This is a genomic window from Rahnella aquatilis CIP 78.65 = ATCC 33071 (assembly GCF_000241955.1).
Lineage (GTDB): Bacteria > Pseudomonadota > Gammaproteobacteria > Enterobacterales > Enterobacteriaceae > Rahnella > Rahnella aquatilis.
Map to the genome: position 1 here is coordinate 1,056,910 of NC_016818.1, position 12,403 is coordinate 1,069,312.

Annotated in this window: 10 protein-coding genes; 7 read left to right on the forward strand and 3 right to left on the reverse strand. The window is 51.6% G+C overall.

The genetic code is table 11. The annotated features are described in order from the left end of the window. Nucleotides 1–99 precede the first annotated feature (99 nt). The 3 genes from mtnK to RAHAQ2_RS04915 all read left to right on the forward strand — a co-directional run bounded on the left by mtnK (nucleotide 100) and on the right by RAHAQ2_RS04915 (nucleotide 3,556). Nucleotides 100–1,299 carry an S-methyl-5-thioribose kinase gene (gene mtnK, locus RAHAQ2_RS04905; protein WP_015696174.1) on the forward strand — a complete coding sequence of 400 codons (1,200 nt, stop codon included), beginning with the start codon at nucleotides 100–102 and terminating at the stop codon, nucleotides 1,297–1,299. Nucleotides 1,300–1,394: 95 nt separating this feature from the next. Continuing rightward, nucleotides 1,395–1,865 (forward strand): YehS family protein, encoded by a 471-nt coding sequence (locus tag RAHAQ2_RS04910; protein WP_015696175.1) that lies wholly within the window; start codon nucleotides 1,395–1,397, stop codon nucleotides 1,863–1,865. Between the two features lie 296 nt (nucleotides 1,866–2,161). Beyond that, complete coding sequence (locus tag RAHAQ2_RS04915; RefSeq protein WP_015696176.1) at nucleotides 2,162–3,556, forward strand: carbohydrate porin; 1,395 nt, start codon at nucleotides 2,162–2,164, stop codon at nucleotides 3,554–3,556. A 210-nt stretch (nucleotides 3,557–3,766) separates the two neighbouring features. Here RAHAQ2_RS04915 and fadE read toward each other — a convergent pair whose 3' ends face one another. After that, on the reverse strand, nucleotides 3,767–6,235 hold the full coding sequence (fadE, locus tag RAHAQ2_RS04920) for an acyl-CoA dehydrogenase FadE (protein ID WP_015696177.1): 2,469 nt from the start codon (nucleotides 6,233–6,235) through the stop codon (nucleotides 3,767–3,769). 269 nt (nucleotides 6,236–6,504) lie between these two features. On the opposite strand from fadE, the gene lpcA reads away from it, so the two are divergent. Together lpcA and RAHAQ2_RS04930 are read left to right on the forward strand one after the other, a co-directional pair. Continuing rightward, a complete protein-coding gene (lpcA, locus tag RAHAQ2_RS04925; RefSeq protein ID WP_013574283.1) occupies nucleotides 6,505–7,086 on the forward strand; it encodes a D-sedoheptulose 7-phosphate isomerase in 582 nt (193 codons plus the stop codon). Between the two features lie 27 nt (nucleotides 7,087–7,113). Next, on the forward strand, nucleotides 7,114–7,881 hold the full coding sequence (locus RAHAQ2_RS04930) for a class II glutamine amidotransferase (protein ID WP_015696178.1): 768 nt from the start codon (nucleotides 7,114–7,116) through the stop codon (nucleotides 7,879–7,881). On the opposite strand, the gene dpaA is transcribed toward RAHAQ2_RS04930, so the two are convergent. Then, complete coding sequence (gene dpaA, locus RAHAQ2_RS04935) at nucleotides 7,852–8,577, reverse strand: peptidoglycan meso-diaminopimelic acid protein amidase (protein WP_015696179.1); 726 nt, start codon at nucleotides 8,575–8,577, stop codon at nucleotides 7,852–7,854. The genes RAHAQ2_RS04930 and dpaA overlap by 30 nt on opposite strands. Before the next feature lie 282 nt (nucleotides 8,578–8,859). On the opposite strand from dpaA, the gene dinB reads away from it, so the two are divergent. Continuing rightward, nucleotides 8,860–9,954: a DNA polymerase IV gene (gene dinB, locus RAHAQ2_RS04940; RefSeq protein ID WP_015696180.1), complete on the forward strand. Its 1,095-nt coding sequence runs from the start codon at nucleotides 8,860–8,862 to the stop codon at nucleotides 9,952–9,954. A 93-nt stretch (nucleotides 9,955–10,047) separates the two neighbouring features. Here dinB and pepD read toward each other — a convergent pair whose 3' ends face one another. Beyond that, a complete protein-coding gene (gene pepD / locus RAHAQ2_RS04945; protein ID WP_015696181.1) occupies nucleotides 10,048–11,508 on the reverse strand; it encodes a beta-Ala-His dipeptidase in 1,461 nt (486 codons plus the stop codon). A 292-nt stretch (nucleotides 11,509–11,800) separates the two neighbouring features. On the opposite strand from pepD, the gene gpt reads away from it, so the two are divergent. Further along, on the forward strand, nucleotides 11,801–12,259 hold the full coding sequence (gene gpt, locus RAHAQ2_RS04950; protein ID WP_013574288.1) for a xanthine phosphoribosyltransferase: 459 nt from the start codon (nucleotides 11,801–11,803) through the stop codon (nucleotides 12,257–12,259). Nucleotides 12,260–12,403: the final 144 nt, after the last annotated feature.

Below are 12,403 nucleotides of genomic sequence, written 5' to 3' on the forward strand. Positions count from 1 at the left end.
GTTGCCCGGTTGCATCTGTTCACTTATTCTGCCAACATGCTTCACGGATGTATAGACGTCTAAACGCTTTAAAGGCTAAAAAAGAATCGAGAGGTCAGGATGTCACGCTACTACACATTTACCGCCAAAGATGCCGTTGAATATGCCCGTCAGTTTGGTGGCGTGGCGGATCCGCAATCTCTGGTCACGGCCGATGAAATCGGTGACGGAAACCTGAACCTGGTGTTTAAGATCCGCGATACCGCCGGGAAAAGCCGGGTGATTGTGAAACAGGCGCTGCCTTACGTGCGGTGTGTGGGGGAATCCTGGCCGCTGACCTTAGATCGTGCGCGCATTGAAGCCGAAACCCTGATTATTCACGGCCAGTATTGTCCGCAGCATACGGTTAAGGTGCTGCATCACGATGCTGAACTGGCGGTGATGGTGCAGGAAGATTTGTCGGATCATCATATCTGGCGCAGTGAACTGGTGCTGGGAAAACATTACCCGCAGGCGGCAGCTCAACTGGGTGAGTACCTGGCACAGACGCTGTTCCATACCTCCGATTTCTACCAGAATGCCCAGGCTAAAAAAGCCGAAGTTTCGCGTTTCACCAATCCTGAATTGTGTCAGATCACCGAAGATCTGTTCTTCACCGATCCGTATGTTGACCATGAGCGCAATAATTTTGAGCCGGTATTGCAGCCGTCGGTGGAGGCGCTGCGTCAGGACAAACCGCTGCGTCTGGCTGTGGCCGCACTCAAACATCGTTTCCTGAGCAAGGCCGAAGCGCTGTTGCACGGTGATATTCACAGCGGATCGATTTTTGTTGCTGAAGGCGAACTGAAAGCCATCGACGCGGAGTTCGGTTATTACGGCCCGATGGGCTTTGATCCCGGTTCCGCTATCGGCAATCTGTTACTGAACTATTGTGGTCTGCCGGGGCTGGTGGGTGTGCGCGAGGCGGCGGACGGCCGCGAGCAGCGTCTGAAAGATGTGCGTGAACTGTGGCTGAGTTTCTCAGCGCGTTTCCTGCAGCTGGCGCGGGATAAATCTCAGGATCCGACGCTGGCGGAAACCGGCTATGCCGGACTCTTTTTGCAGGAAGTCTGGCACGATGCCGTCGGTTACTGCGGCGCGGAGTTGATCCGTCGCACCATCGGTCTGGCACATGTTGCTGATCTCGATACCATTAAAGATGATGCGATGCGCGCCGACTGCCAGCGCCATGCGCTGAGCCTTGGGCAAAAACTGATCCTCACTGCACAACAAATCGGCGATGTGGAGTCACTTATTGCGCGGATACGTCAGTTCAGCTAATCCTGTAAGTTTCTTGTATAATGCCCGCCTTCGAGGTGCGTAGGGGTAAACCCGGTGGCATTTCCTCGGTTTACTTTTAACAGGAATACAGAATTATGATGCATAACCATGTCTTACGCAGCGTGCGCTACATGTTGGATTTAAGCGAAGGCCAGCTGATCGAGATCCTTAAAACCACCGGTACGCCTGTCAGCCCTGACGTGATGTCGCGTTATCTGAAAAAAGAAGACGAAGAAGGTTATATGGAAGTGCCGGACGAAGTGATGGCGAATTTCCTGAATGGCCTGATCACCTTTAAACGCGGTAAAGACGATCGCTTCCCGGCACCGGAAGTGGAAAAACGCCTGACCAATAACATCATGCTGAAAAAGCTGCGTGTGGCGTTTGAGCTGAAAACCGAAGACATGATTTCTGTCCTGACCGCGGCTGATTTCAAAGTGTCCGAAGGCGAGCTGAGCGCATTCTTCCGTAAAGAAGGCCACAAGAATTACCGTCCGTGTGGCGATCAGGTGATGCGTTATTTCCTGAAAGGACTGACGGCGAAAGTCCGTCCTAAAAAAGGCTAAGATATAAAATATTCGCCAGCTTAATATATCTGATGGTGTGTATTATAAATAATAATAAGCGGGGTGCTTTTATGAAAAAAGCGCCCCGTTTTACGTTTATTGGTTTTTCAGTGATGTAATTTCGTTATTACAGTTTTACTTCACGTTTCCCCGCTTTTATTTTTGACAGATTATTCCTCAGGAAACTATCTTCTGTTCTCATTATGAAACCTCCGGGCATTATTTTAATAAAAATGAAATAACACCGTTTATTTTAAAACGGCGAATTTAATTTGTATTGAAAGGACATCTTAATTATGAGAAAGATTAAAACTTTGGCTTTATTAGTCGGGCTGGCTGTGTCTGCTCCCGCACTGGCAGCGAGTTCATCAGCCAGTCTGGAAGCCCGCATGGCGCAGCTTGAACAACGTCTTCAGCAGGCAGAAGCGCGCGCGGAAACGGCGGAAAAGCAGATCCAGCAACTGACGAAGCAGGATGTGAAACGTGAGCAGGAAATAGCCAGCGTGAAAGAAGCCACGCCGGTAGAAGTTAAACAAGATGGAATATCGAAAGACAAGCTGTTAACACTTAATGGCTTCGATAATTTAAAACTCTACGGTGATGTTGAGTTTAATGTTGACGGCGCAAGCCGCAGCGGACAATTAACCTCCATCAGAACGCAGGATAATAAAAACTTCCGGGACGGAAATAATGAACGCTGGGATGTGAATGGTCGTTTATTAATCGGACTTGATGGCTATCGCCGTAATGATAATGGTCAGTTCTCGGGTTTTTCTGTGCAGCCAACGGCGGATCTGAACGGTTCGATGAATCTTGATGATGCCGCTTTCTTCTTCGGCGAAGAAAAAGACTGGATGGCAAAAATCGGTCGCTTTGAAGCCTACGATATGTTCCCGCTTAATCAGGATACTTTCATTGAGTATTCCGGTAACACCGCCAATGACCTGTATGCCGACGGCTACGGTTATGTTTACATGATGAAAGAAGGGCGCGGACGCAGTGACAGCGGCGGTAATATCCTGCTGAACAAAAATCTCGGCAACTGGTATTTCGAGCTGAATACGCTGATGGAAGATGGCACGTCGCTGTATGCCGATCGCAATTATCATGGCAATGAACTTGATAATGATAAAAACACCGTATACCTGCGCCCGATTATTGCCTGGAAAGGGGATGCCTTCTCGGTGGCGGCCGCGATGGAAACCAACGTCGTCAACAATGCGTACGGCTATAAAGATGGCGACGAATTTGTCGATCAGTCCAAACGTAATGGTTATGGCCTGACGATGACCTGGAACGGCCAGAAAGCTGACCCTGAAAACGGCATCGTGGCGAACCTGAGTACTGCGTATATGGATGCGTCGGATGAAAAAGACTTCACCGTCGGTGCCAATGCCTTGTGGAAACGCTTCGAGCTGGGCTATATCTATGCGCATAACAAAATCGAAGACTTCAATATTAATGGCGTGCGTGCATCCGATTACGACGATGACTGGTTCGATGAACCGGGTAACTATGACATTCATACCGTTCACGCCAGTTACCTGATCCCGAACGTGATGGACATGGAAAACTTCAACGTGTATCTGGGCGCGTATGTCTCAATGCTGGAAGCAGATAAAACTTACAGCGGCGATGATGACAGCGATGAGCGGTATGGGGCTCGCGTCCGCTTCAAATACTTCTTCTGATTACCCGTCATATTTCGCGCCACAGATGCGTTGGCTGCGCGTGTTCGCCCGAATCAGTTACTTGAGTAAGCTCATCGGGACTCACTTGCTTTGCCGCCTTTCTGTGACACGAACTATTTAGGGTAATCCGATGAACTGAATCGCTGAATCGGATACAAAAAAAGCCTGAGCGCGTAAACACTCAGGCTTTTTTAACGGTTAACGATTTATTCAGGCAGCTTCGGTGTGGCGGGGGTTCGCCTCATCCTTTTTTACGTTGTCTTTCTCCGCTTCCGGTTTTTGCGCAGCCAGGGCATCCGGCTCAAACTCATCCACGTTAATCGAACGCAGACGACTTTCCTCCGCACGGCTGAGAATACGGGCATCATCAGCACTCAGATGACCGGCCTCCAGACCTTTTTGCGCCAGAATATCCAGACGGGTGAACGGCAGTTTTTTACCCATCGCCTCACACAGACGTTTATGCACCGGCTCTGCCGCCAGAATATCCTGCAAGGCTTCTTCCAGCAGGCCGACCGGGTTGTGCTCGCTTGGCGTCAGATACTGACCGCGACCGATACGGCTGCGTGTGGCTGAAGGCACCTGAAGGATACGCGCCAGTTCGTGATCCAGACGGTCAGACGGTGCCGAATGTGAACGGCCCAGCGGGAAAATCACCAGACGCATCACACCGGCTACAAAACGGTTCGGGAAGTTACGCAGCAGATCGTCGATAGCGACTTCGGCCTGATGCAGACAATCCTGCACGCCCCAGTGCACCAGCGGTAAATCCGCTTCGTTACAGCCTTCTTCGTCATAACGTTTCAGTGTTGCCGTCGCCAGATACATCTGGCTGAGGATATCGCCCAGACGGGCAGAAATACGTTCACGGCGTTTCAGGCTGCCGCCCAGCACACCCATCGACACGTCAGCCAGCAGGGCCAGATTGGCGCTCAGGCGGTTGATATGCTGATAGTAACGCGCCGTTTGGTCGTTTACCGGCGTATCACTGGTGCGGCCATTGGTCAGCCCCAGCCAGAAACTGCGCATTTTGTTACTGCCGACATGGCCGATGTGTCCGAACAGTGCACGGTCAAAATCAACCAGATCGTTTTTCTCCGCCGCCGCCATTTCACGCAGAACATAAGGATGGCAGCGGATCGCACCCTGACCAAAGATGATCATGCTGCGGGTCAGAATGTTGGCACCTTCCACGGTAATCGCAATCGGCGCGCCCTGATAAGAACGTGCGACGAAGTTGCTGCTGCCGAGCATAATGCCTTTACCGCCGGTGATATCCATCGCATCCATCACGGCGCGCTGGCCACGGTGTGTACAGTGGTATTTCACGATAGCCGACAGCACCGCCGGTTTTTCACCCAGCATAATGCCGTTAGTGATAAGCGTAGCGGCGGCATCCATCACATAAGCATTACCGGCAATGCGCGCCAGCGGTTCTTCGATACCTTCCATTTTACCGATTGGCAGTTTGAACTGACGGCGGATATAGGCATAAGCACCGGTCGCCAGCGCCAGAGATTTCAGGCTGCCGGTCGAGTTAGAAGGCAGCGTGATGCCACGACCCACAGAAAGACATTCCACCAGCATACGCCAGCCCTGACCGGCCATTTTCGGGCCGCCAATAATATAATCGATAGGGACAAAGATATCGCTGCCGCGTGTCGGGCCGTTCTGGAATGGCACATTCAGCGGGAAGTGACGGTGACCAATTTCCACACCGGCGGTGTCGGTTGGGATCAGTGCACAGGTAATACCCAAATCAGTTTCGCTGCCGAGCAGATGATCGGGGTCTTTCAGTTTAAACGCCAGACCGAGCACGGTGGCGATAGGCGCCAGCGTGATGTAACGCTTGTTCCAGGTCAGGCGCATGCCGAGCACTTCTTTCCCCTGCCACTGGCCTTTACACACGATACCGAAATCAGGGATGGCTCCGGCATCAGAACCCGCTTCCGGGCTGGTCAGGGCGAAGCATGGGATTTCCAGACCTTCGGCCAGACGTGGCAGATAGTGATCTTTCTGCTCTTCGGTGCCGTAATGTTGCAGCAATTCGCCTGGCCCGAGGGAGTTCGGCACGCCGACCGTGATTGCCAGAATACCTGACACACCGGCCAGTTTTTGCAGCACCCGCGCCTGAGCGTAAGCGGAGAATTCCAGACCGCCGTATTCTTTCTTAATGATCATCGCGAAGAAGCGGTGTTCTTTCAGATACGCCCACAGTTCCGGCGGCAAATCTGCCAGTTCGTGGGTTATCTGAAAGTCATTTGCCATGCGGCAGGCTTCTTCAACCGGCCCGTCAATAAAGCGCTGCTCTTCTTCTGTCAGTTGCTGCTCAGGGTAATCCTGCAATTTCTTCCAGTCTGGTTTGCCACCAAACAGGTCGCCTTCCCACCAGGTGGTACCCGCTTCAATCGCTTCTTTTTCCGTGCGCGACATGGCAGGCATCACTTTACGGAAGGTACGAAGCGCCGGGCCGGAGAACAATGAACGACGCAGGGCAGGAATATTGAAGGGCAGAAGAATGATCGCCAGCGGCAATAACAGCCACAGGGTCCACAGATTAATGGCACCCATGACCGCCGTAAACGCCAGTAAAATCAGGCTGCTAAGGGCAAGATTGACCTTGTGATAGAACAACACACCAAGGATCACGACAAATGCAACAATGCTAAGAACCATCATAGTAAAGCTCCTGAGTAGTAGGAGGTCTGACCTGTTGTAGGGATACAATGGTTTTAGTTCATGCTCATTTCTTTATCAATGTGTTTACATACTAATTACAACACAGCTCACAAACCGGTCGCACGAAGCGTCAAAAACAAAAACTATCGGCATCATTACCGCTTCATTGCTTCTCGCTGTTTCGGCTTTCCGTTAAACTGCACAGCGGAACGTTTTATTGCTATCGGCCGTGCTGAAACCGGCTGTAAATGGACATAAAAGAGGCTGCTATGTACCAGGATATTATCCGTACTGAACTGAACGAAGCTGCTGACACGCTGAATAAATTCATCAGCGATCCGGCAAATATTGAGTCTATTCAACGTGCAGCTGTGTTGCTGGCGGATTCATTCAAAGCGGGTGGGAAAGTGATTTCCTGCGGTAACGGGGGTTCACACTGCGATGCCATGCATTTCGCCGAAGAACTGACAGGCCGCTATCGTGAAAACCGTCCGGGCTATCCGGCAATTGCTATTTCTGACGTCAGCCACATCTCTTGCGTCGGCAATGATTTCGGCTACGAATACATCTTTTCCCGTTATCTGGAAGCGGTTGGCCAGAAGGGCGACGTGCTGCTGGGCATCTCCACTTCCGGTAATTCCGGTAACGTGATCAAAGCCATCGAAGCTGCGCGTGCCAAAGGCATGAAAGTCATCACCCTGACCGGTAAAGATGGCGGGAAAATGGACGGTTCAGCCGACGTGGAAATCCGCGTTCCGCACTTTGGTTTCGCTGACCGCGTGCAGGAAATTCATATCAAAGTCATTCATATTTTGATTCTCCTGATCGAAAAAGAGATGGCAAAGGCATAAGCCCTTTGTCGTTAAAGGAGGCTGGTGATGTGCGAATTGCTCGGGATGAGCGCTAACGTTCCTACTGATATTTGTTTCAGTTTCAGCGGATTAGTGCAGCGTGGTGGCGGGACTGGTCCGCATAAAGATGGCTGGGGCATCACCTTCTATGAAGGGAATGGCTGTCGTACTTTTAAAGATCCGACGCCAAGCTTTAATTCGCCCATTGCCCGCCTTGTTCAGGAATACCCGATCAAATCCTGCGCGGTGATTTCTCATATCCGTCAGGCAAACCGTGGCGAAGTGGCGCTGGAAAATACCCACCCGTTTACCCGCGAATTGTGGGGACGCAACTGGACTTACGCGCACAATGGTCAGCTTCGGGGTTATCGCCAGCTCGATACCGGCACGCTGCGCCCGGTGGGTCAGACCGACAGCGAATACGCCTTCTGCTGGTTACTGCATAAACTCACCCAACGCTACCCGCGCCGTCCTGCAAGCTGGCCGCCGGTGTTTCGCTATATTGCGTCGCTGGCTGATGAGTTACGGCAGAAAGGGGTATTTAACATGTTGCTGTCTGATGGCAATTTCGTGATGGCGTATTGCTCGACGAATTTGCACTGGATCACGCGGCGTGCGCCTTTTGGCAAGGCAACGTTGTTGGATCAGGATGTGGAAATTGATTTTCAGCAGCAGACGACACCGGATGATGTCGTCACCGTGATTGCCACGCAACCGCTGACGGCGAACGAAACCTGGAACAAAATTGCGCCAGGTGAATTCGCATTATTTCATCGGGGCGAACGCCAGCTGTGAAGGCAGCGGGGTGTTGGACAACGGTTGCAGCACTTCATATTTACCCTCATTGACCACGACATTCGGTGGCTGATGGTGTTTCTCAAAGTATGCATATCCCGGTTGCAACTGGCTCCAGAAACTGTAGTAGCTGGAGTTTTTATGCGCCTTCATATTGGCATCGGTCATCCTGAACGGGTAAATGCTAATCTTTAAATTGCGTTGCCCGAACTGGAATGCTGCCTGTACGTAGGTGAAGATTTCGTCCATATAGCCGTCAGTCATGGCGTAGCAACCAATAGACTTACAGTTACCGTGGATCATCAGATACTTACCTGAATAACCCTGAGAAATATCGTATGCATTGGGGAAACCGATGTTGATGGCGCGATAAAAGCGACTGTCGGGTTTCAGGTGGTGAATATCCACGTTGTAGAAACCTTCCGGGCTTTTGAAATCGCCTTCGCGACGTTTATTTCCCAAACCACCAGAAAAATCGCAGATGCCATAACTGCCGATCAGACGAAATTCGCCGTCGAGCTGAGCATACAATTCGAGCTTACGTTCTTGTTTGAAGATCTGGATATAAACGGGCGCACCCAATAATTGTTTTTTAAGTGCTGCGTTGACCGGGACAGCATCGCTGGCCGCGGCGTAATTTGCTGTAAATAAAGGCAAACTGAGGAGCATCGCAAGAAACAGCGCGATTCTGATCATTCTAAGTCCTGCTCGGTAATAATTTTGATTATTTTGTCTACAGCTCAACTGCCTGTAAGACCGCCACTGATTTTCTTCTTATGTACTGCCTGTCTGAAACGCTGTCATATTAATACTGATTAAATTTTTAGCAATCACCAAATAATGAATAATGGCTTTCGGAATAGGAAATTTATTACGTTGCCATTAATGGTGATTAATTAAGCCAAATTAACCCGTATTTTCCGTGTTGGACATTCCCGCACTCAACTGTATACTTATACAGTTATTAAGGGGAGGGTTATGCGTAAAATCATTCACGTGGATATGGACTGCTTTTTCGCGGCTGTCGAAATGCGCGATGATCCTTCCCTGCGCGACATTCCTATTGCCATTGGCGGCAGTCGTGACCGCCGTGGCGTCATCAGCACCGCCAATTATCCTGCCCGCAAATTCGGCGTGCACAGCGCGATGCCTACCGGCATGGCACTGAAACTTTGCCCGCACCTGAAAGTCATTCCCGGCCGGATGGAGGCTTATAAAGAAGCGTCAAACCACATCCGTGAAATCTTCGCGCGTTATACCTCATTGATCGAACCGCTGTCACTCGACGAAGCTTATCTGGATGTTTCCGATTCGCCGCAATGCAACGGCTCTGCGACACTTATCGCTGCTGAAATCCGCCAGGCCATTTTCGATGAAATCGCTCTGACGGCGTCGGCCGGGATTGCGCCGATCAAATTTCTGGCAAAAATCGCCTCGGATCTGAACAAACCCAACGGTCAGTTTGTGATTACGCCAGAAAAAGTCGGGGCGTTTTTACAGGATCTTCCGCTGAGTAAAATCCCCGGCGTTGGTAAAGTCACCGCCCAGCGTTTACAGGAGCAGGGGCTTTTCACCTGCGGCGATGTACAGCGGTACGATCTGGCGAAACTGCTCAAACGTTTTGGTAAGTTTGGCCGCGTACTGTGGGAACGCTGTCAGGGTATCGATGAACGTGAAATTTCCTCCGAGCGGTTGCGTAAATCGGTCGGCGTGGAACGCACGCTGGCAGAAGATATTCACGGCTGGGAAGAATGCGTGGCGCTGATCGAACGTTTATATCCTGAACTGCATACGCGCCTGAGTCGTGTCAGCCCGGATCTGCGTATCGCTCGTCAGGGCGTGAAACTCAAATTCCATGATTTTCAGCAAACCACGCAGGAACACGTCTGGCCGGTGCTTAATAAAGAAGATTTACTGAAAGTTGCGCGGGAGGCGTGGGAAAAACGGCGGGGTGGACGGGGAGTCAGACTGGTGGGATTACATGTGACGTTGCAGGATCCGCAAATAGAGCGGCAGCTTCTTTTGGATTTGAGCTCCTCCCCCTGCGAAGGGGGAGGCTGGGAGGGGGTTTAGCGGGCAAAATCAATGCCTGAGAAAACTTCAATCAACTGATTTTGCTTTAATACCCCACCCCAGCCCTCCCCTTCGCAGGGGAGGGCGCAAAAATTAACCGCGTTCAGGAATTGCTTTCAGCAAGGCTGTCAGCAGTTGCCAGTACAGCCCGACGCTGGCGATTTCAACCTGTTCATCCGGCGAGTGCGGGCCGGTGATAGTTGGCCCGATGGAAACCATGTCCATGTCCGGGTAAGGTTTTTTGAACAGACCGCATTCCAGACCGGCGTGGATCACCATGATGTTCGGGGTTTTATTGAACAGGGACTGGTAAGTTTCACGCACCAGCGTCATCACCGGCGAGCTTGGCTCAGGTTTCCAGCCAGGATAGCTGCCTTTTGCCAGACTTTTTGCGCCAGCCAGTTCACTCAGTGAATTCAGCATGCTGACAACATACTCTTTGCCGCTGTCGATAAGCGAACGGATCAGGCTGTTGATCGCCACTTCGTCATCTTTCATCGTGACCACGCCGACGTTCAGTGAGGTTTCTACCACACCTTTCACGTCATCACTCATGCGGATCACGCCGTTTGGCGTCGCGTTCAGCAGCGCAAGGAATTTACCCTGAGTTTCTGCAGTCAGTGCTTTCGCGTTGCTTTCAGCTGCTTCTACAACGAAGGCGATTTTCTTTTCAACGGCTGACAATTCGAACTGAATCGTTGCCAGGAATTCCTGTGCGGCCGCTTTCAGTGCATCCGCTTTATCGGCGGCAACCGCCAGTGTCACGATCGCTTCACGCGGGATGGCGTTACGCAGTGTGCCGCCGGTGAAGTCCAGCAGGCGCAGGCCGAGAGTATCAGTATTGTCAGCCAGAAAACGTGCCAGCAGTTTGCTGGCATTGCCCAGACCTAAGTGGATTTCAGCGCCGGAGTGGCCGCCTTTCAGGCCCTTCAGGGTCAGTTTCAGCGTGCTGAAACCGGCCGGAACTGCTTCACGGCTCAGCGGCAGTGTGGCGGTAAAATCAATCCCGCCGGCGCAACCCATGTAGATTTCGCCTTCGGTTTCAGAATCGGTGTTGATCAGGATTTCAGACTGTAACCAGTTCGGTTGCAGGCCGAATGCGCCTGCCATGCCGGTTTCTTCGGTCATGGTCAGCAGCACTTCCAGCGGGCCGTGTTCTACGCTGTCATCAGCCAGAACTGCCAGCGCGGACGCCATACCGATACCGTTGTCAGAACCCAGCGTGGTGCCGCGGGCTTTTACCCAACCGTCTTCGATGAAGGGCTGGATCGGATCTTTAGTGAAATCATGAACAGTATCGTTGTTTTTCTGCGGCACCATATCGAGGTGAGCCTGCAGGGCAACGGCTTTGCGGTTTTCCATGCCTTTAGTGGCCGGTTTGCGCAGCAAAATGTTGCCAACTTCATCACGCTCAGCGTGGATACCTTTTTCCTGTGCCCATTCAACAATGTGTTTTGCCAGCGCTTCTTCATGGTAAGAAGGGTGCGGAATTGAACAAATTTTGGCAAAAATATCCCACAACGGTTGTGGCGAAAGCTGAGACAGTTCAGACACTATAAGTCTCCTGTAACAGTCAGCTCATTCAGGCTCCGTTTGTCGGGGAACTGACTGAGATGCTGTAGGTTTAAGGTTAAGTAATCCCCGCCAGGCTGTGTGGCGAGTGGCCTGACAGAATATCACTTAATCTTAACCTGTGCGCGGGCTCGGGGAGAAAATCCGGGATTTTTGGACGACTGAGGCCAGATAATCGCTGGTTTTTATGAACCGGACTCACTATAATCTCGCGCAACCTTTTTTCCCCCACTACTTTTTTAGAAGCCGTTAATTCACTGGCTGGGACACCTTTATGAGCGAAAAATACGTTGTAACCTGGGACATGCTGCAAATCCACGCCCGCACGATGGCTAAACGCCTGCTGCCGGCAGAACAATGGAAAGGCATTATTGCAGTCAGCCGTGGTGGCCTGGTTCCGGCAGCGTTGCTGGCTCGCGAGCTGTGCATCCGCCATGTGGATACCGTGTGTATCTCCAGCTACGACCATGATAATCAGCGCGAAATGCAGGTGCTGAAACGCGCAGAAGGCGACGGTGAAGGCTTCATCGTAATTGACGATCTGGTGGATACCGGCGGCACCGCGAAAGCGATCCGCGAAATGTACCCGAAAGCGCATTTCATCACCATCTTCGCTAAACCGGCGGGCGCACCGCTGGTGGATGATTACGTGATCGACATCCCGCAGAACACCTGGATCGAACAGCCGTGGGATATGGGGGTTGTCTTTGTGCCTCCATTAGTGGGTAAGTAATTTTCCCTTACTGTTTATAAACGCCTGGCTTATTGCCGGGCGTTTTGCTTTTGTTGACTTGAAATCCTTTCCGCTTGACCTCACACCTCACTTGTCGCAACGTGGGCGGGTTATAATCCCGCCCAGAAATGATCGCCTGCGGGC